Origin of the sequence: Dactylosporangium sp. NPDC000244, assembly GCF_040300725.1 — a bacterium.
In the GTDB taxonomy this organism is placed as follows: domain Bacteria; phylum Actinomycetota; class Actinomycetes; order Mycobacteriales; family Micromonosporaceae; genus Dactylosporangium.
In genome coordinates this window covers 1-19,150 of the sequence record NZ_JBEPEH010000060.1, presented here as the reverse complement: position 1 = coordinate 19,150, position 19,150 = coordinate 1, and the positions used below count along the sequence as shown (strand labels likewise).

The 19,150-nt window shown below is 73.5% G+C and carries 20 protein-coding genes; 10 read left to right on the top strand and 10 right to left on the bottom strand.

The features are described from left to right. The first annotated feature begins 61 nt into the window (after positions 1 to 61). From ABT369_RS52335 to ABT369_RS52320, 4 genes are all read left to right on the top strand, one after another. On the top strand, positions 62 to 223 hold the full coding sequence (locus ABT369_RS52335) for a hypothetical protein (RefSeq protein ID WP_350625218.1): 162 nt from the start codon (positions 62 to 64) through the stop codon (positions 221 to 223). 468 nt (positions 224 to 691) lie between these two features. After that, a complete protein-coding gene (locus tag ABT369_RS52330) occupies positions 692 to 982 on the top strand; it encodes a hypothetical protein (protein ID WP_350625216.1) in 291 nt (96 codons plus the stop codon). Then, entirely contained in the window at positions 979 to 1,563 is a 585-nt protein-coding gene (locus ABT369_RS52325) for a hypothetical protein (RefSeq protein WP_350625214.1), read from the top strand. Before ABT369_RS52330 ends, ABT369_RS52325 begins: the two co-directional genes overlap by 4 nt. Before the next feature lie 62 nt (positions 1,564 to 1,625). Next, positions 1,626 to 2,975: a hypothetical protein gene (locus ABT369_RS52320; protein ID WP_350625212.1), complete on the top strand. Its 1,350-nt coding sequence runs from the start codon at positions 1,626 to 1,628 to the stop codon at positions 2,973 to 2,975. A 96-nt stretch (positions 2,976 to 3,071) separates the two neighbouring features. On the opposite strand, the gene ABT369_RS52315 is transcribed toward ABT369_RS52320, so the two are convergent. Further along, positions 3,072 to 3,608, bottom strand: a complete 537-nt coding sequence (locus tag ABT369_RS52315; RefSeq protein WP_350625210.1) for a TetR/AcrR family transcriptional regulator — start codon at positions 3,606 to 3,608, stop codon at positions 3,072 to 3,074. 70 nt (positions 3,609 to 3,678) lie between these two features. Here ABT369_RS52315 and ABT369_RS52310 point away from each other — a divergent pair, with 70 nt between their 5' ends. Then, positions 3,679 to 4,608 (top strand): alpha/beta hydrolase, encoded by a 930-nt coding sequence (locus ABT369_RS52310; protein WP_350625208.1) that lies wholly within the window; start codon positions 3,679 to 3,681, stop codon positions 4,606 to 4,608. Between the two features lie 9 nt (positions 4,609 to 4,617). Next, complete coding sequence (locus ABT369_RS52305; RefSeq protein ID WP_350625206.1) at positions 4,618 to 6,090, top strand: tetratricopeptide repeat protein; 1,473 nt, start codon at positions 4,618 to 4,620, stop codon at positions 6,088 to 6,090. A 12-nt stretch (positions 6,091 to 6,102) separates the two neighbouring features. On the opposite strand, the gene ABT369_RS52300 is transcribed toward ABT369_RS52305, so the two are convergent. From ABT369_RS52300 to ABT369_RS52265, 8 genes are read right to left on the bottom strand one after another with little or no spacing between them, the layout of a single operon-like run. Next, on the bottom strand, positions 6,103 to 6,984 hold the full coding sequence (locus tag ABT369_RS52300) for a glycoside hydrolase family protein (RefSeq protein ID WP_350625204.1): 882 nt from the start codon (positions 6,982 to 6,984) through the stop codon (positions 6,103 to 6,105). Between the two features lie 11 nt (positions 6,985 to 6,995). Continuing rightward, positions 6,996 to 7,931, bottom strand: coding sequence for a sulfotransferase family protein (locus ABT369_RS52295; protein WP_350625202.1), 936 nt, complete (start codon positions 7,929 to 7,931; stop codon positions 6,996 to 6,998). Next, positions 7,928 to 8,764 carry a TauD/TfdA dioxygenase family protein gene (locus ABT369_RS52290; RefSeq protein ID WP_350625200.1) on the bottom strand — a complete coding sequence of 279 codons (837 nt, stop codon included), beginning with the start codon at positions 8,762 to 8,764 and terminating at the stop codon, positions 7,928 to 7,930. Before ABT369_RS52290 ends, ABT369_RS52295 begins: the two co-directional genes overlap by 4 nt. After that, positions 8,761 to 9,543 carry an ABC transporter ATP-binding protein gene (locus ABT369_RS52285; protein ID WP_350625198.1) on the bottom strand — a complete coding sequence of 261 codons (783 nt, stop codon included), beginning with the start codon at positions 9,541 to 9,543 and terminating at the stop codon, positions 8,761 to 8,763. Before ABT369_RS52285 ends, ABT369_RS52290 begins: the two co-directional genes overlap by 4 nt. Further along, positions 9,527 to 10,558: a taurine ABC transporter substrate-binding protein gene (locus tag ABT369_RS52280; protein WP_350625196.1), complete on the bottom strand. Its 1,032-nt coding sequence runs from the start codon at positions 10,556 to 10,558 to the stop codon at positions 9,527 to 9,529. Before ABT369_RS52280 ends, ABT369_RS52285 begins: the two co-directional genes overlap by 17 nt. 14 nt (positions 10,559 to 10,572) lie before the next feature. After that, complete coding sequence (locus tag ABT369_RS52275) at positions 10,573 to 11,364, bottom strand: ABC transporter permease (RefSeq protein WP_350625194.1); 792 nt, start codon at positions 11,362 to 11,364, stop codon at positions 10,573 to 10,575. After that, positions 11,361 to 12,458, bottom strand: a complete 1,098-nt coding sequence (locus ABT369_RS52270; RefSeq protein WP_350625192.1) for a YeiH family protein — start codon at positions 12,456 to 12,458, stop codon at positions 11,361 to 11,363. The genes ABT369_RS52275 and ABT369_RS52270 overlap by 4 nt, the downstream gene beginning before the upstream one ends. A 9-nt stretch (positions 12,459 to 12,467) precedes the next feature. Next, positions 12,468 to 12,617: a hypothetical protein gene (locus ABT369_RS52265; protein ID WP_350625190.1), complete on the bottom strand. Its 150-nt coding sequence runs from the start codon at positions 12,615 to 12,617 to the stop codon at positions 12,468 to 12,470. 345 nt (positions 12,618 to 12,962) lie between these two features. Here ABT369_RS52265 and ABT369_RS52260 point away from each other — a divergent pair, with 345 nt between their 5' ends. Beyond that, entirely contained in the window at positions 12,963 to 14,834 is a 1,872-nt protein-coding gene (locus ABT369_RS52260) for a putative bifunctional diguanylate cyclase/phosphodiesterase (protein WP_350625188.1), read from the top strand. 51 nt (positions 14,835 to 14,885) lie between these two features. On the opposite strand, the gene ABT369_RS52255 is transcribed toward ABT369_RS52260, so the two are convergent. Then, positions 14,886 to 16,274 (bottom strand): cation:dicarboxylate symporter family transporter, encoded by a 1,389-nt coding sequence (locus ABT369_RS52255; RefSeq protein ID WP_350625186.1) that lies wholly within the window; start codon positions 16,272 to 16,274, stop codon positions 14,886 to 14,888. Positions 16,275 to 16,328: 54 nt separating this feature from the next. Between ABT369_RS52255 and ABT369_RS52250 the strand changes: the two genes are divergently transcribed. Genes ABT369_RS52250 through ABT369_RS52240 form a run of 3 tightly spaced genes read left to right on the top strand, consistent with a single transcriptional unit; the run spans position 16,329 to position 18,915 of the window. Next, on the top strand, positions 16,329 to 17,918 hold the full coding sequence (locus ABT369_RS52250; protein WP_350625184.1) for a sensor histidine kinase: 1,590 nt from the start codon (positions 16,329 to 16,331) through the stop codon (positions 17,916 to 17,918). Further along, positions 17,915 to 18,592, top strand: coding sequence for a response regulator (locus ABT369_RS52245; RefSeq protein WP_350625182.1), 678 nt, complete (start codon positions 17,915 to 17,917; stop codon positions 18,590 to 18,592). The genes ABT369_RS52250 and ABT369_RS52245 overlap by 4 nt, the downstream gene beginning before the upstream one ends. After that, complete coding sequence (locus tag ABT369_RS52240) at positions 18,580 to 18,915, top strand: TraR/DksA family transcriptional regulator (RefSeq protein ID WP_350625180.1); 336 nt, start codon at positions 18,580 to 18,582, stop codon at positions 18,913 to 18,915. Before ABT369_RS52245 ends, ABT369_RS52240 begins: the two co-directional genes overlap by 13 nt. Positions 18,916 to 19,150: the final 235 nt, after the last annotated feature.

Below are 19,150 nucleotides of genomic sequence, written 5' to 3'. Positions count from 1 at the left end.
ACGAAAAGCCACCGGGAAACGGACCGAAATCACACCACAGCTTTCGAACAGGGGCGAAGCCATGTCGTTTTCCAGCCGTCGCAAGAACATCGTCGCGCTCATCCTGCTGGCCACCGCGGCATGCCTCGCACTCGGTCTGGCGCACTCCACCGGCGCCGAGACGCGCGCCGACGGCCCGGGCGACGCGGTGGTGTTCACGACCGACGGCTGGACCTGGGGGTAGCCGATGCGGCTGGTGATCCTGCACCTGTCGCCCGCCAGCGACGCGGCGCACCGGTACATCGGGCCGCAGGACGCCGCCGACGCGCTGCGGGCGCGGACCGGGCCCACCGAGACCTCTTCTACCGCACCGATTCCAAGGAAACGGCCCATGGCCGCGCCGCTCGATTCGCGCGCCGGGCCATCGCCGAAACACCCATCTTCGCCGGCTGGCGAGTGGACGAGGAATTGTCACCGGGAGCTTTCTCATGAATCGATCGGACACCACGGCCAGGATCGTCATGGCGGCATCCGCCCGAACCAGGCGCAGACCGGTTGCGCCCACGGCGATGACCGGATCCGGCCACCGGCAGCGCCCCCAACGGCCGCCGGCCCCCTCGCACCGGCGTCCCCCTGCCGGGCCGGCGGCGGCCGTCCCCAGAGCCGGCCCGGCGCCGCCCGCACGCCGGGTGAAGCGAACGGGGGCTTGGCGATGCACCTGGTGATCCTGCACCTGTCGCCCACCGCAGGCGCGGCGCACCAGAGCATCGAGCCCGCCGACGCCCGGCACGTACTGCAGGCCCGGGCCGAGCCCACCGAGGCGCTGGAGCACCTCAGCGCCCGCCGGGCCGCGCGCGGACTGGACGTGGGCCTCTTCTACCGCACCGGAACCGAGGAGTCGGCCCGCGACCGCGCCGAGCGGCTCGCGCGGCGGGCCGTCGCCGACACGCCCATCTTCGCCGGCTGGCGAATCGACGACATCACACGGGGAGCACTCCGATGAACAGCGCACGCGCCCTGGCCGGCGTCATGCTGGCCGCCACCGCGACCCTGGCCCTCGCCGGCTGCGGCACATCGTCGCCCCCACCGGCCGCGCAGCCCGCGGCCGCCACCCCCACGTCCCCCGCGGCGGCGAACCCGACCGCCAACCCAAGCAGCGATCCGGCCAGCAATCCGACCGTCAACCCGACCAGCAACCCGACCAGCGATCCGGCCGTCAACCCGACCGGCAATCCGGCCACCGGCTCGACCGTCATCCCGGCCCGGCCGGTCGGCGGCGCGCCGAAGGTCGGCGCGGTCGACCCGGCCGTGTGCCCGGTCACCGCCGACACGCTCTTCACCGCCCTGCATGCCAACGCCGACATGCACGAACGCGCCGGCAGCCCGGTGGCGCTGGAGAAGCCGGCCTGCGCCCAGGGCTTCGCCACCGCGCACACGAAGCCGGACGGCCGCATGCAGCCCTCGACCGTCGTCTTCGCCTACCTGTCCGCCACCCACCAGTGGGTGGCCCTGAACCTCGGCACCGCCGACTACTGCACCGGATTCGTGCCGGACGCGGTCGCCGAGCAGCTCGGCACCTGCTGACCCACCCGCACCACCCGCACCGTTTCCGCACCATCCCTCGATCCCTGAAAGGCGCCCACGCCATGAAGACCCTCGCTCGCCGCCTGCTGGGCAGCGCCCTCGCCGCGACCGTCGCCCTCACCGGCCTCGCCGCCCTCCAGACGCCCGCCCACGCCGCGTTCACCTCCTCGGTCGGCGGCTCGATCACCCGCTCGGAAGTCATCGAACGCGCGCAGTACTGGGTGGACCATCAGCCGGGAACCTACAGCCAGACCGGGTTCTCGCCCGATCCAACCGGCTCGCGCAACTACCGCCGCGACTGCTCCGGCTTCGTGGACATGTCCTGGCACACGTCGACCGACAACTGGACCGGCAATCTGTCCGACATCTCCGCCCAGATCAACCGGTCGGACCTGCGTCCCGGCGACATCCTCAACTCGGCCCAGGACCACGTGATCCTGTTCGACCAGTGGGAGCCGGACCACGTCTACTTCTCGTACTACTCCTTCGGCTCCACTCCGGTGAAGCACAAGACCCACGTCTCGATCAACGCCGCGACCTTCGACTCGCACCCGAACGGCGACTACGTGGCCCGGCGGTACAACAAGATCGTCGAGGACGGCAGCGGTGGCAGCGGCACCGGCACGGGCGGCCTGCACGAGGTCTACGCCGACACCGACGGCTGGAACGACGGCTCGACCGGCTCCAACGTCCAGGCGATGACCTCCGCGCTCGTCCCCGGCGACGCGCACCCGCAGACGATGGCCCTCGAGGGCGGCGTGCTGCACCAGATCTACGGTGACGCGTCCGGCTGGCACGACGCCTCGACCGGGATCACGCTCTCGGCCGGCGCCTCGATCTCCGCGGCCTACATGACCGGCGCCTGGGTGCACACCATGGCGGTCGACAACGGCACGCTCTACATGATCTACGGCGACGCGAGCGGCTGGCACAAGGCGAGCACCGGCATCTCCCTGCCCAACGGCTCCAGCATCTCCGCGGTGAACATGGGCGGGCAGTGGCCGCAGGTCATGGCCGTGGACAGCGGCACGCTCTACCAGATCTACGGCGACGTGAGCGGCTGGCACAAGGGCAGCACCGGCAAGTCGGCGACCAAGGTGTCCGCGGTGAACATGGGTGGCCAGTGGCCGACCAGCATGACGGTCTCCGGCGGCGTGCTGCACGAGGTCTACGCGGACGGCACCGGCTGGCACGACGCCAACACCGGCGTCGCGGTGTCGAGCACGGCCTCGATCTCGGCGGTGTACCTCAGCGGCACGTGGCCGCAGACGATGGCGGCCGACAGCGGCACGCTGTACCAGATCTACGGCGACGCGAGCGGCTGGCACAAGGGCAGCACCGGCGTGCACGCCACCACGGTGAGCGCGGTCAACAACGGCGGCCAGTGGCCCGTGTCGATGATCATGGTCTGACCCGGAACCCGGAACACGGGGCGGCTCCGCTACGGCGGCGCCGCCCCTTTCGGCCGTACCGGCCGGCGACGTCGGGCGTGAGAACCCGCAGCAGCACTAGAGCGCCCGCGTCACCATCGCCACGAGCGCGTCGACGTCGGCGTCCACCATCGGCTCGCCGGTCATGCCCATCCGATGCAGCAGGGTGCCGACGACCACGTCGATGAAGAACAGCACCCGCTGCTCGGGCTCGCCGAGGGCCTCCTGCAACGCGATCCGGTACGGGTCCTGCAGCCGCGTGCGCAGGATGTCGCGCAGCTGCGGGTCGCTGACGGCGTCGGTGAACACGCCCGCGAAGGCCGCCCCGACGCCGGGCTCGCCGATCTTCCCCGCGATCCAGCGGATCGCCGTGGCGAGCATCGCCGCGGGGTCGTCGCCGTCGAGGGGCGCCGGGCCGAACGCGTCCACCAGCGCGGCCGTGATCAGGGCGCCCTTCGCCGGCCAGCGGCGGTAGATCGTCGTCTTCGCCACGCCCGCCGCGGCCGCGATGCGGTCCACGGTCGCGCGCTCGTAGCCGAGCTCGTGGACCGTGCGCAGGGTGGCCGCGAACACCGTGTCGTCGACGCCGGAGCGGGGCCGGCCGGGTCTTGCCATGCCGCCATCCTAGCGAGTTATGCTACTTCGAGTATCGATACGACGAGTATCGGAAGTCGGGGAGGGCGTCATGTCGCTGGGACTGAGGCTGTTGCAGGCGGTGCGCAAGCAGCCGGACTGGCCGGCAATGTCGGCCGCGGAGCTCGACGCGTTCCGGGAGGCCGAGAACCGCCGCCGGGCCTCGCGGCTGGTGCGGGTCGTGAGCGGGTTCCCGGCGCCGGGCGTGACCATCGGCTGGCACACGCTCGACCTGCCCGGCCGTTCGCTGCGGCTGCGGGTGTACCGCCCCGAGCGCGCCGATGCGTTCGTCGTCCACGTCCACGGCGGCGGGTTCGTGGGCACGGCCCCGCAGAGCGACTGGATCAACAGCCACCTCGCGGCCCGGGTGCCCGCCGTGGTCGTGTCGGTCGAGCACCGGCTCCTGGCCCCCGGCACCTCGATGCTCGCCGCGGCCGACGACGGCTGGGCCGTCCTGCACCGCGCGGCCGAGCTGGGCCTGGCCGTCGACCCCGCGCGGGTCGCGGTGTTCGGCGAGAGCGCGGGCGGCCTGATCGCGGCCCTGGCCGCCCAGCGCGCCCGCGCCGAGGGCATCCCGCTGCGGGCCCAGGTGCTCGTGAACCCGGCCACCGACCTGACCGGCACCGCGCTGACGTACCCGTCGATGCGCGCCCACGCCGGCAGCCCCACCCTGACGCTCGCGCAGCTGGAGCTGTTCCTGCGCCTGGCCGTGCCGGAGGGGACCGACCCGCGGGCCGTCTCGCCCCTGCACGCCGGGGACCTGTCCGGGCTCGCCCCGGCGCTCGTCGTCGTGCCGGCCGACGACCCCCTCGCCGACCAGGGCCGCGCGTACGCGGACCGGCTCCGCGCGGCCGGCACGCCCGTCACGCTGGCCGAGCACCCGGGCGCCGTCCACGCGTTCCTGAGCATGCCGGGCGTGCAGCGACGGGCCAAGGCGGCGCGGGCCGAGATCGCCGCGTTCCTCCGAGAGCGCCTGGCCTAAACTCCCGCGGTGACCATCACCCCCACCCCGTTCGATGCCGCCGTGGCGCTGCTGCAGGACGGCCGCCTGGTCGAGGCCGAGGCCGTCATGGTGCGCGAACTCGACGCCGTCGCCGCCCGCCACGGCGCCGGCAGCCCGCAGTGGGCGTCGGCCCAGTGCGACCTCGGCAACGTGCTGCTCAACGCCGACCAGCTCGGCCGGGCCGTCGACTGCTTCCGCGCCGCGGTGTCGGTGTCGCCGCGGGACTTCCCCGGCCTGCACAAGGACCACCTGACGTACCGCAGCAACCTCGGCCTGGCCCTGCGCCTCGCCGGCCGGCTGGACGAGGCCGAGGCGGAGCTGCGCGCCGGGCTCGCCGCCCGCGAGGCGTTCTACGGCCGGGAGCACCCCGGCTACGCGTTCGGCCTCGAGCCCCTGGCCGAGCTGCTGCTGAGCCGGGGCGCCCTCGCCGCGGCGCACCAGGCGGCCGAGGAGATGGTCGCGAACCTGTGGCGCAACGGGCACGAGCGGGTCGCGGTCGCGCTGGCGCTGCGGGCCGAGATCGTGCGCGCCGCGGACCCGGGGGCGGAGGCGTTCGCCGACGCCGACCGGCTGCCCGGGCCCGTGCTCGAACAGCTGGCGCTGGCCGTGCAGCGGCGGATCGAGGCCGGGGATCCGAGGATGTACGCCGGCATCGTCCGCGACCTGGTGCGGCTGCTGGAGGCCCAGCTCGGCCCGGACCACCGCGCCACGCTCAACGCCCTGTCGAGCCTGGCCAACCTCGGCCGCGACGCCGGTGACCAGGCCGGGCGGGTCGAGGCCATCCGGCGGGTGCTCGCCGCCTACGACCGGCAGGGCAACGCCGAGGCCGCGCTCATGGCCGCGATGGGCCTGGCCCTCGCGCACGGCGAGGCGGGGGAGACGGGGGCGGGCCTGCACGCGTACGCGGCCGCCCACGAGCGGGCCGTGCGCATCGGCCGGCCCGAGCCGGTCAGCCAGGTGCTGCGCAACTGGGGCCTGGCCCTGCAGGAGGCCGAGCGGTTCACCGAGGCCGAGCCGTGCCTGCGCGACGCCGTGCGGATCGCGCAGACCGGCGCCGACCCCGAGCTGCTGGGCCGCGGCCGGATCGCCCTGGGACTGTTCCTGCAGCACCGCAACCGCCTCGGCGAGGCCCGCACCGTCATCGAGGAGGGCCTGGCCGTGCTCGACCCGGTGCACCCGGACGCGATGGTCGGGCGCAGCCACCTCGGCGCGGTGCTGGAGGGCCGCACGTGCGGCTGCGGCGACATGCCCGGCACCCTCGCCGAGGCGTTCCGCGCGTTCGTGCTGAGCAAGCTGCCGCCGGACCTGCTCGAGGACCTGCGCGTGCGGGTCGAGGACGGCGACTTCAAGATCGAGGTGAACCTGCGCCGGGAGCCGTCACCGGCCGAGCTGGAGCGCCTCAACGGGGTCGTCCAGTCCGCCTACGCCGAGTTCCGCCGGCGGCTCGCGGCGCAGCATTGAGGCAAACCCCGGTCAGACCAGCTCGGTACGCAGCTCGTGGGCGCCGTCCTCGCGGGTCATCTCGTAGTACACGCGGTGGCGGCCGTCCGGCAGGGTGACCAGGCTCAGGTAGCGCAGGCCGCCCGGCGCGTGCGGCGAGGTCAGGGGCTCGGCGTCCGTCGCGGTCAGGGCGTCGAAGGTGCCCGTGGCCACGCCGGTGCGCTCCTCCCAGTTCTCCTCGGCGCTCGCGCGGCCGTCGTAGGTGGCGAGCACGCCGGTCGCCGTGGGCACGATCGCGGAGACCCGGACCCCGCGGGCGTCCCAGGCACCGGGGCGGCCGGCCAGGGCCACGCCCTGCCACTGCCACTCCAGGCCGTCGCGGCTGGTCGCGTACCAGGTCGACATGCGGTCCGCGTGCTCGTCGGACTCGAGGGGGTGGCAGGACGCCCACAGGTGCCACTGGACGCCGTCGAAGTACACCACCGGGTCCTTGACGCCGATCGTGTGGTCGCCGGGCAGGACCGTCCGCGCCGGGGCGTCGCCGAGCCCGTCCGGCGAGTCGGCTTCGAGGACGTCGACGCGCCAGTGCTTGGTGCCGGGCGTCGCCACGCTCACGTACAGCCGCCACCGGCCGTCGGGGGTGCGCACGAGGGCCGGGCGCTCGAGGGAGGCGCCGCCGAAGCGGTCCTTGTGCACCTCGGCGACGGGCGTGAACGTCACCCCGTCGGCCGAGCGGGCCACGACGTTCGCGTAGCCGCGGCCCTCGCCGACGGGGCGGCGCAGGCGGTACGCGAGGTAGATCTCCTCGCCCTCGCGCCAGGCGCTCGGCGCACCCGCCCAGGTGCCGGTGCCGCCGTCGGGCGGGGCGACCGCCACGGCGGAGTCGTGCAGGCGGGGCAGCGGCGGCACGGACACGGTACGTCCCCTCACGGCTGGTAGCGGCTGGCGTGTTCGAGGCTGAGCCAGTCGGCGTACGACTCCCCGCTCACGTCCTCGAGCTTGCGGATCTCATCGGCGAAACGAGGCAGCAGGGTCGCGCGTTGCGCGGCGGTCACCCGCGGCCGCGACCCGTGCCGGCGGTGCAGCAGGCCGAGCAGCGGTGTGCGGAAGACCTTGCGCACCGGCAGGGGGAAATGGTGCCCGATCCGCCCGCCGGTGCGCAACGCGAGGCGGATGACGGCGTTGGCCCGCGTGTCGTCGACGAACGCGCGCACGTTCTCCGGCGGGGCCTCGGCGAGCAGGCCGGTCTCGACGCCGAGGAACGCGCACACGCGGTCGAGGGTCTCGGCGGGGCGGTCGCGCAGGTCGCGGTACCGCAGCAGCAGCACCCGCTCCCGGTCCACATGGGCCAGCAGGTGCTCGAGCTGGCTGCCGTAGCGCCCGAGCCCCGTGTAGTGCCAGAACTGCGCCCAGCCGGCGGCGACGCGCCGCGGCTCGAGCTCGACCGCGCGCAGGAAGTCGGCTTCGGACTCCAGGCCGGCGCCGAACAGGTGCGCCCAGTTGGAGTGGGCGCGGTCGACCGGATCGCGCAGCACCAGGATGATCCGCACGCCCGGCAGCAGCTTGGCGATGCGGGCGTGCGAGTCCAGGTCGTGCAGGTAGAACGGGGTCGCCTCGCCGCGCAGGGCACCGGGCGGGGCCGGGTCGAACAGGGCCTCGTAGTCGGCCCGCCGCCACACGTGCTCCTGGTAGGTCTGCACGTCGCCGGGGCCGCCGCGGCGCGGGGGCGGGCCGTCGCTCAGGAAGAACTTGGGCTCCTTCACGGCGGACAGGTGCAGCCGCGGGTGCGGGGCGAGCGCCGCGTGCAGCGCCGAGGTGCCGGCCTTGGGCACCCCGGCGATGAGGAAGTCGGGGAGGCTCATGCGACCCCGCTCGGGATGTCGCCGCGCAGCGTGATGCGGTGCATGACCCGGTGCGCGGTGCCGTAGTCGTGGTTGGCGTAGTGCGCGGTGCTGCGGTTGTCCCACATCGCCACGTCGCCGACCCGCCAGCGGTGCCGCACGATGTGCTCGGGCTTGGTGAGGTGCGCGTAGAACAGGTCGAGGATGCCGCGGCTCTCCGCCTCCGACACCCCGGCGATGTGCGAGGTGAAGCCCGGGTTCACGAAGAGCCCGCGGCGGCCCGTCTCCGGGTGGACCCGCACCACCGGGTGCTCGACCGGGTCGAGGCGGGTCACCACCTCGCCGTCCCACTCGCTGCCCCGGCCGCCGCGGCGCTGGGCCAGGTAGTAGCCGAACTCCCGGTTGCCGTCGTGCACCGCGGTCAGCTCGTCGGCGAGGCGGCGCACCGGCGCCGACAGGGACTCGTAGGCGAGCTGGCTGTCGGCCCAGCTGGTGTCGCCACCGGTCGGCGGGAGCGTGACCGCGCGCAGGATCGAGCCCAGCGGCGGGCGGCGCATGAACGTCACGTCGGTGTGCCACACGTCGGCGAACCCGCCGTCGGAGCTGTCCAGCGCGTAGATCTCCGGGTGGGCCTCGTCCACGCCGCCGACGACCGGGTGCGACGCGGTCAGCTCGCCGAGCCGGCGGCCGAGGCGCACGTGCCCGTCGTCGTCGAGCTGCTGGTCGCGGAAGAACAGCACCTTGTGCTCGACGAGCGCGGCCCGGATGTCCACAATGGACTCGTCGGTCGCGCGGTGCAGGTCGACACCGAACACCTCGGCCCCGAAGGCCGGGCCGAGCGGATCGAGTTTCATACGGTACTCCTCTGCTGTTCCGGGGCCCGGACGGCGCGCCCGAGCTCGGCGCGGTAGGCGGCGTACTCTGGCAACCGCCGCAGCTCCTCCGGGTCGACGCCGGTCCGCGGCAGGTCGATCGGCTGGTCCAGCGCGACGCGGCCGGGCCGGTCACTGAGCACCACGACCCGGCTGCCGAGGAACACGGCCTCGTCCACGCTGTGGGTGACGAACACGCACGTGCGGCCGCTCGCCTCGCTCACGCGCCGCAGGTCCTCCTGCAGCCGCTCACGGGTCAGGGCGTCGAGGGCGGCGAACGGCTCGTCGAGCAGCAGGAGCGGATTCGGTACGGCCAACGCCCGCGCGATCGCCACGCGCTGCTGCTGGCCGCCCGAGACCTCCCAGGTCCGGCGCCCGGCCACGTCGTGCAGCCCGACGCGCTCGAGCAGCTCCGCGACCCGCCCGGCCCGCTCCTCGCGCGGGACCCCGGCGTAGCGCAGCGCCAGGGCCACGTTGCCGCCGACGGTCTTCCACGGCAGCAGCCGCGGGGCCTGGAACACCAGCCCCGCGCCGCGGCCCGGCACCGGCTCGGCGCCGGCGACCCGGACCCGGCCGGCGCTCGGGCGCTCGAAGCCGGCGATCAGCCGCAGCAGGGTGCTCTTGCCGCAGCCGGAGGCCCCGACGAGGACGAGGAACGCGCCCGCGGCGACGGTGAGGCTCAGCGGGCCGAGCGCGGTCACCGGCCCGTAGCGGTGCTCGACATCCTCGACGAGGACGGCCGGCTCAGGCGGCGAGGACACCGGGCAGGCCCTTGGTGTAGATGGCCTTCTCGATGACCGCCGGGTCGGGCACCGCGTCGATCTTGTTCTGGGCCTTGAGGAACTGGGCCGCGGCGAGCAGGTTCCGGGCGAGGTCCCCGACCTTGCCGTCGGTGCCGAGCCACTCCGGCGACGACAGGTCGGCCGGCTTGAGGAACACACCCTGGCTCAGCTGGTGCGCGGCGTCGGCGGCGGTGATGTTGAGCTCCTTGGCGACCGCCGCGGCGGCCGCGTCCGGCTGCCCGGCGATGATGCCGAGCGCCTTCGCCTCGGCCTTGCGCCAGGCGTCGACCGCGTCCGGGTGCGCGTTGGCGAACGCGGTGGACACGACGCCGAGGTCGAGCGTCGGCTTGCCCGCGGTGGCCAGCTCGCGGCTGGAGACGAGCACCTTGCCGGTCTTCTTGAGCTCGTCCAGCGACGGCAGCCAGGTGTAGGCGGCGTCGAGGTCGCCGCGGGTCCACGCGGCCTGGATGTCCTGCGGCTCCAGGTCCACGATGGTCAGCTCGGACTCCTTGACGCCGGCCCGGTCCAGCGCGGCGAGCAGGCTGTAGTGCGCGGTGGAGGCGAACGGCGTGGCGACCTTGTGCCCGCGCAGGTCGGCCACGGTGGCGATGTTCGTGCCGTTGCGGGCCACGAGGGCCTCGTTGTCGCCGGCCACGTCGAGGACGAAGGCGACCTGGTACGGGATGTTCAGCGGGGCCGACAGCCCGCGCGCGACCGGGCTGGAGCCGATGGCCGCGATGTCGACGCTGCCGGCGACGAACGCGGTGTTGATGCTGGCGCCGGAGTCGAACTTGGTCCACGTGATCTTGTAGTCGGGCAGGGCCTTCTCGAGCAGGCCCTGGTTCTTCACGATCAGGTCGCCGCTGGGGAAGGCCTGGTACGCGATCCGGATGGTCTTCTCGCTCTTGTCCGGGCTTCCGCCGGCGGCACCGTTGCCGCACGCGGCGAGGAGTGCGGTGGTGACGGCGAGGATCGCGAGACGCTTGATTCGCAAGGGGATTCCTTCAGTCAGCTTCTGCCGCGCCACGGAATGAGGCGCTGTTCGATGAGCCGGAGCACGCCGTCGATGGCGAGCCCGGAGAGTCCGATGGCGAAGAGGCCGAGCACCACCACGTCGGTCTGCGAGTAGCGCTGGGCGTCGCGGACCATGCCGCCGATCCCCGGGACGCCGTTGATGGTCTCGGCCGCGACGACGGAGGAGTACGCGATGCCGACCGCGAGCCGGATGCCGGTGAAGATCTCCGGCAGGGCGCTGGGCAGCACCACGTCGCGCACGGCCGCCCACCGGCCGGCGCCGAGCGCGCGGACCGCCTCGACGAGCGCGGTCGGGGCCGAGCCGACGGCCGAGGCGGTGGCCACGGCCACGGGCGGGAGCGCGGCGATGGACAGCAGCCACAGCTTCGGCGTCTCGTCGATGCCGAACCAGATGATGAAGAGGCTGAAGTACGCCAGCGGCGGCAGCGCCCGCACGAACGTGACCACGGGCTCGGTGACGACCCGGACCCAGGCGACGGTGCCCATCACGACCCCGGCGAGCAGGCCGCCCGCGACGCCGATCGCGGAGCCGATCAGGATACGGCGCAGGCTCACGCCCAGGTGCTCGGCGAGCGTGTGGCCGCTGTAGCCGTCGGTCGAGGTCTGGACGAGCCGGTGCCACACGGCGGCCGGGGCGGGGATGAACGCCGGGTTGTGCATGACGGTGGCGGTGATCTGCCACAGCACGCCCAGCGTCACGATCGAGACGAGCCGCAGGCCCCAGGCCCGCTGGGCCGGCGGCGCGGTCCGGACGGCGGTGCTCATCCGAGGTCGAAGACGGCGGTCGCGCCGAGCACGAGCAGCAGCGAGGTGACGGCGACGACGGCGAGCGAGAGCGCGCCGACGATGAACGGCCGCCAGCCGCTGCGGGCGAACGCGCGGAAGTCGGTGTTGAGCCCGACGCCGGCGAACGTCAGCAGGAACGCCCACTTCGAGACGTTGCCGAGGCTGGCGATGTCCGCCTTGGTGAACACGCCCCAGGTGGCCAGGGCCGAGACGGCGATGAAGCCGAGCACGAACTTGGGGAACTTCTCCCACAGAAACCTCGCCCGGCTGCCCTTCTCGATGGTGGCGGCCTGGCCGCGGGAGGCCCAGTACAGCGCGAACCCGAGCACCACGAAGCCGATGAGCGCGTTGCGGGTGCTCTTCACGAGCACGGCGACGTTCTGGGCCTCGGCGCCGTAGATGGCGCCGGTGGCCGTGGTCTCCGCGGTGTTGTCGACGGCCAGGCCCGCCCAGAGCCCGAACTCGTGCTGGCTCAGCCCGAGGCCGTGGCCGATCGCCGGGAACGAGAACAGGGCGACGGCGCCGAGCGCGAGGATCGCGGCGATGGAGTAGCCGGACTCCTCGTCGTCGGCCTCGATGGCGCCCTTGCCGGCGATGATCGCGGACACGCCGCAGATGGCGGTACCGATGGCCAGCAGCGAACCCAGCTTGCCCTTGAGCCCGAAGAGCCTGCTCAGCAGCAGCACGGTGGTGACCGCGATGGTGCCGTCGATGAGGATGAGCCCCAGGCTGACCCCGCCGACCTTGGCGAGGTCGCCGAGGATGAACCGGGCCCCGAGCAGCACGATGCCGATCTTCAGCCAGAACTCGTACGTGCCCACGCCCGGCCGGAAGATCGGGTGCAGCCCGACGGTGTTGGCGACGACGAGCCCGATGACGATGGCCCACAGCACGTACTCGATGTCGGGCAGGTGCGTGTGCGTGCTCGCGGCGACGACCTTGAGCTCGGCCTGGGCCCACTTGCCGGCCAGGCCGATCGCGATGAGCAGGAGCACGCCCGGCGCATAGCGCAGGACCGGGATGGCGGTGAAGCGTTCGGCCCGGCTCGGCGGGTCAGCGGTCACGGCGGTCATGGCGGCGTCCTACTTGATGAGGGGGACGGTGACGCTGTCCCACGGGATGGCGGGCAGCAGACGGGCGGCGGCGAGCGCGGCGACGGCCGCGGCGACACCGACGGCGATCCAGTCGAGCGGGACGCGGCGCCGCGTTCCGGTCTCCGGGTTCTCGGACATGGGGGCTCCCGGGGTTCTGGGCACGGGGAATCGCCCGGCGGCGGCCGGGTCGCGGGTGCTTGGGCTTGCTGGGGCGCGGCGGTCAGACGGCTCGGGCCGGACACAGGCACGCGCAGGTCCGGCAGCAGTCGACGTACCGCCGACTGGTCAACCGGAGTGAATTCATGCCGATACGGTAGACAATAGAAACGGGGTCGGTCAATCCCCTATCTATCCGATAGAGAATTAGGCACGGCGGCGGGACAGCGCCTATGCCCCGCGTCCATCCGTCCATCTTGCGGGAGCAATCCGGGTGCGGTCGCCGGGCCCCCTCAAGGAGCGCGGGCCAGGTCCGATGGAGGGGCCGTGAGGTCGACTGCCCGAACGCAACCCCGGGAAGAGCCCGACGGCGAGTTCCGCCGGGTCGCCGGCCGGGCCATCAGCGCCATGTTCGTCGCCGGCGGGTTGCTCACCCTCGGGCTCCCGCTGACGCTGTCCGGCATGGCCGCGCTCGTGGTCGGTGTCGTCGGCGTCGTCGCCATGGTCGCCGGGTTCGTGATGTGGCGCCTGCCCTGGCATCGCTGGCCCCGCCGCGCCTCGCTGTGGACGGTCGTGCCCGCGCTGCTGCTGCTCGGGGTGGGCAACTGGGCGGAGCCGGACCCGTACCTCGCCGCCATCCTCTACTTCCTGCTCGCGGTCTGGGTCGGCACCGCCCAGCGGCGCGGCACCACCCTCGTGCTCAGCCCCGTCCTCGCGATCGCGTACTGGATTCCGCTGGCGATCGCGTCGCACGCTCCCGGGCTGGGGCGCTCGGTGTACTACGTCACGGCCACGTGCGTGCTGGCCGGCGAGTCCGTCGGCTGGATCACCGCGCGGCTGCACGACGTCCAGCGGCGGCTGCGCGAGCAGGCCCTGACCGAGCAGGCGTTCACCGACCAGCTGACCGGGCTGCCGAGCCGGGCGCTGCTGCTGGAGCGGGCCGAGCAGGTGCTGCTCGCGGCCGACCGCCGCGGCGGGTCCAGCGCGCTGCTGCTCATCGACCTCGACCGGTTCAAGGAGGTCAACGACACGCTCGGGCACCACAACGGGGACCTGCTGCTGCGGCAGGTCGCGGGGCGGCTCACCGGGGTGCTGGGCGAGCGGGCCACGGTGGCCCGGCTGGGCGGGGACGAGTTCGCGGTACTGCTGCCGGACATCGGCGGCACCGGGGACGCGACGGCGGCCGCGGCCGAGATCACCGCCGCGCTCGACGAGCCGTTCGCGCTCGGGGGCCTGTCGCTCGAGGTGGACAGCAGCATCGGGGTGGCCGTCTACCCGGAGCACGCCACCGACTCGGCCCAGCTGCTGCAGCGCGCGGACGTGGCGATGTACGCGGCCAAGAGCGGCCACGAGCACCACGTCGTCTACGACCCCCGGTTCGACCGCCACAACCCCTACCGCCTCGGGCTGCTCGGCCAGCTCCGCCGCGCGGTCGCCACCGGCGAGCTCGTCATCTTCTACCAGCCCAAGGCCGACGCCGGCACCGGCCGGGTGCTCGGCGCCGAGGCCCTGGTCCGCTGGCAGCACCCCGAGCACGGCCTGCTCGGCCCGAACGAGTTCATCCCCCTCGCGGAGACCACGGGCCTGATCCGCCAGCTCACCTCGTACGTCCTCGAGACCGCCCTGCGCGACTGCCACGCCTGGCGCGCGGCCGGCCACGACATCTCCGTGTCGGTGAACGTGTCCGCCCGCTGCCTGCTCGACCTGGAGCTGCCCGAGGAGATCCGGCGCCTCACCGAGCAGTACGGCGTCCCGGCCGACCGGCTCGTCGTCGAGATCACCGAGAGCGTCATCATGACCGACCCGGACCGCGCCCTGGAGGTGCTCAACCGCCTGCACGAGCTCGGCGTGCGCCTGTCGATCGACGACTTCGGCACCGGCTACTCGTCGCTGGCCTACCTCAAGAACCTCCCGGTGCAGGAGCTCAAGGTCGACCGCTCCTTCGTCACCCACATGCGCGAGCGCACCAGCGAGCTCGCGATCGTGCGCTCCACCGTGGACCTCGGCCACAACCTCGGCATGCACGTCGTCGCCGAGGGCGTCGAGGACGCGGCCACCTGGGAGCAGCTGCACGCCCTCGGCTGCGACGAGATCCAGGGCTACTACCTGGGCCGCCCGATGCCCTCCGGCGAGGTCGTCACCTGGCTCGGCACCCGGGCGATGGCCACGCACGGGGCGACGAGGCTCGGCGCGCGCTGACGCCGGGGCACGGCGAGGGGCGAGCGGTGACCCGCTCGCCCCTCGGGGTGCTCAGACCGCAGCCTCGGTCCTCGGGGCAGGCGGGCGCGGTGCCGGCTCCTCGTCGTCCGCGGTGCGCGGGGTGTGGTCGTCGACCATGGTGCGCTCGTCGAACGGCAGGCGGCCGGCCAGGACCTCGTCGCAGCGGGCGCGGTCGAAGTCGTGCGTCCACTTGCCGACCAGGATCGTCGCCACCGCGTTGCCCGCGAAGTTGGTCAGGGCCCGGGCCTCGGACATGAAGCGGTCGATGCCCACGATCAGGCCGACGCCGTCGACGAGCTCGGGGCGGTGCGCCTGCAGGCCGCCCGCGAGGGTCGACAGGCCGGCGCCCGTCACGCCCGCGGCGCCCTTCGACGCGATGATCATGAAGAGCAGGAGCGAGATCTGCTGGGGGATGCTCAGCGGCTGGCCGAGCGCGTCGGCGATGAACAGCGACGCCATGGTCAGGTAGATCGCGGTGCCGTCGAGGTTGAAGGAGTAGCCGGTCGGCACGGTCAGGCCGACGACCGTGCGCGAGACGCCGGCGTGCTCCATCTTGGCGATGAGCCGCGGCAGCGCGGACTCCGACGACGAGGTGCCCAGGATGAGCAGGAACTCCCGCGCGAGGTACCTCAGCAGCAGCAGGATGTTCACCCCGGCCACCGCCCGCAGGATGACGCCGAGCACCACGAACACGAAGATCGCGCAGGTGAGGTAGAAGCCGGCCATGATCTGCAGCAGGCTCTCGATGGCGCTCCAGCCGCCGGCGCCGACGACGGCCGCGATGGCGCCGAACGCGCCGATCGGGGCCAGCCACATGATCATCGCGAGCACGCGGAAGACGAGCTTCTGCAGGTGGCCGATGCCGACCAGGATCTTCTGGCCCGACTCGCCGATCGCGTGCAGCGCGAAGCCGGTCAGCAGCGCCACGAGCAGGGCCTGCAGCACCTGGCCCGAGGTGAGCGACGAGAAGAAGCTGGTCGGGATGATGCCGAGCAGGAAGTCGGTCGTCGAGCCGGAGCCGCTCTGCGCCTGCTTCTCCGCGGCCGCCTTCGCCGCCTCGGTCAGGTGCAGGTTCGCGCCGGGCTGCAGGATGTTGCCCACGACGAGGCCGATCGCGAGCGCCACGGTCGACATGACCAGGAAGTAGCCCAGGGCCAGGCCGCCGACCCGGCCGACCCGGGCGAGCCGGCGCACCGAGCCGATGCCGAGCACGATCGTGCAGAAGATGATCGGGCTGATCATCATGCGGATGAGGCTGACGAAGCCGGTGCCGAGCGGCTTCATCTCCAGCGCCGCCTTGGGCGCGAGGAGGCCGAACGCGGCGCCGGCGACGACCGCGACGATCACGGCCAGATACAGCAGATGGGTTCGGTCGCGCCGCCGGGCGGGGGCGGCCGCGGTGGTGTCTGGGGGCGTCATACCGTGAGCATGCGAGCCGCAGTGACCCCGGTCACTATTAAGTACATTGCGTACATGTCCCCGCGCCGTTGGAGCCTCGCCCGTCAGCTGCTCGGCCTCCAGCTGACCGTCATCACCGTGCTCGTCGCCGGCACTCTCGGCGGCGCGTACGTGCAGGCCGACCGGGCCAGCCTCGACGCCGCCCGGCAGAAGGTCCTCGGCATCGCGTGGAGCGTCGCCGACTCGCCCGCCGTGCGCGACGGGCTCGCCGCCCCCGACCCGACCGCCGTCCTGCTGCCGCTGGCCGACCAGCTCAACCGCGACGCCGAGACCGACTTCGTGGTCATCATGACGACGGCCGGCATCCGGTACACCCATCCGGATCGTCGCCAGATCGGCGGGCACTTCCTCGGCACCATCGGCCCCGCGGCCCAGGGCCGCCCGCTCACCGAGACCTACACCGGCACCCTCGGCCCGTCGATGCGGGCCGTCGTCCCGGTGCGCGACGGCGACCGGATCGCCGGGCTGGTCTCGGTCGGCATCCGGCTCACCTCGGTCGCCCGCCAGGTCCGCGGCCGCATCCCGTCGCTGCTCGTGACCGCCGCGCTGGCGATGCTGCTCGCCGGGGCCGGCTCCTGGCTGGTGAGCCGGTGGCTGCGCCGGCAGACCCACGACCTCGGGCCGGCAGAACTGGCGCGGATGTACGAGTTCTACGACGCCGTCCTGCATGCCGTCCGCGAGGGCCTGCTCCTGCTCGACCGCAACGGCCGCCTGCTGCTGGCCAACGACGAGGCCCGTCGCCTGCTCGCGCTCGGCGAGGACGCGCTGGGCCGGCCGATCGGCGAGGCCGGGCTGCCCGCCGCGCTCGGCGGCGCCCTGGCCGAGGGCCGGGCCCGCACCGACGAGATCCACCTGGCCGGCGACCGGGTGCTCGTCATCAACCAGGCGCCCGCGAGCACCGCCGGCGCCGGCGCGCCGCTCGGCACCGTGGTGACCCTGCGCGACCACACCGACCTGCAGGCGCTCACCGGCGAGCTCGACTCGGTGCGCGGCTTCGCCGAGTCGCTGCGCGCCCAGGCCCACGAGGCCGCGAACCGCCTGCACACCATGCTCTCCCTGATCGAGCTGGGCCGCACGGAGGAGGCGATCGCGTTCGCCGCCAACGAGCTCGCGGTCGCGCAGCGGCTCACCGACCGGGTGGTGGGGGCCGTGCGCGAGCCGGTGCTGGCGGCGCTGCTGCTCGCCAAGGCCGCGCAGGCCGCCGAGCGCGGCGTGGACCTCGAGGTCGCGGCCGACGCGGAGGTACCGGAGGCAGCCCTCCCACCCGGGGACCTCGTGACGATCGTGGGCAACCTGCTCGACAACGCCATCGACGCCGCCGTCGCCGCCCCGCCCCCGCGCCGGGTCGAGTTCGCCGCGCTGCTGCGCGACGGGGCGCTGGTGCTGCGCGTCGCCGACAGCGGCCCCGGCCTCGACCCCGCCGACGTCACCCACGCCTTCGAGCGCGGCTGGTCGACGAAGCCAGCGGCCGGGGCACTCATGGGCCGCGGCCTCGGCCTGGCCCTCGCCGGGCAGGCGGTGCACCGGCACGGCGGCGGCATCGACGTGGACGGGGCCGCGTTCACCGTCCGGCTGCCGATGCGCGCCGCGGCGGTCGCGCCGTGATCCGGGTGCTCGTGGTCGAGGACGAGCCCATCGCGGCCGACGCCCACGTGATGTACGTCGAGCGCGTCCCCGGCTTCGCGGTGGCGGCCCGGGCCGCGACGGCCGCGGAGGCGCTGCGGGTGCTCGTGAAGGAGCGGGTGGACCTGGTCCTGCTGGACATGAACCTCCCGGACATGCACGGGATGGACCTGGTGCGCGCGATGCGGGCGGCCGGCCATCCCGCCGACGTGATGGCCGTGACCTCGGCCCGGGACCTGGACGTGGTGCGCGCGGCGGTGTCGCAGGGCATCGTGCACTACCTGCTCAAGCCGTTCGCCTTCGCCGCGCTGCGGGAGAAGCTGGAGCGGTACCGGCAGTACCGGACCCAGATCGCGCGCACGGAGTCCGTCGCGGACCAGGGCGAGGTCGACGGGCTGCTGGAGACCCTGCGCGGGCAGTCCCCGAACCACCTGCCGAAGGGGATGAGCCCCGAGTCCCTGGCGGCCGTCGCGGACCTGATCCGCGCGGCGTCCGGCGGCCTCTCCTCGGCCGAGGTGGCCCAGTCGTTGCAGGCCTCCCGGGTGACCGCGCGGCGGTATCTTGAGTATCTGGCCGAGCGCGGCGCCGCGGCCCGCCACCTGCGCTACGGCACCGGCGCGGGCCGCCCGGAGGTGGAGTACCGGTGGATACCGTGATGCGGGCGGAGCTGCGGCACCGCCGGGACGCGGCCGAGGCCGAGGCCGTCGCGCTGGAGGCCGACCTGCGCGCCGTGTTCGAGGCGTCCCGCGAGTCCAACGCCGACGACGAGCACGACCCCGAGGGCAGCACCATCGCCTACGAGCGCGCCCAGCTCACCGCGGTCCTGGCCGCCACCCGCCGGCGCCTCGCCGACCTCGACGACGCCCTGGCCCGCCTGGACGCGGGCACGTACGGCGTCTGCGAGCGCTGCGGCCGCCCGATCCCGCCCGAGCGCCTGCTGGCCCGTCCGGCCGCCCGCACCTGCGTCGCCTGCGCCTGAAAAAACGCAGCACGGCCGGTCACCCCTCCACAGGAGACCGGCCGCGCTGCTGCTCTGGTGTAGTCACGCCAGGGTGCTCAGTTCGCGGCCTCGAGCTCGGCGTTGCTGCCGCTGAACATCGTGCCGCTCTCGAAGCCGCTGGCGAAGCGCTCCTTGAGCATGTCGAGCTCGGAGAACTGGGCCTGGTGCGAGGACTCGGAGCCCTCCGCGGCGAAGACGTGGTCGTCGACCGACG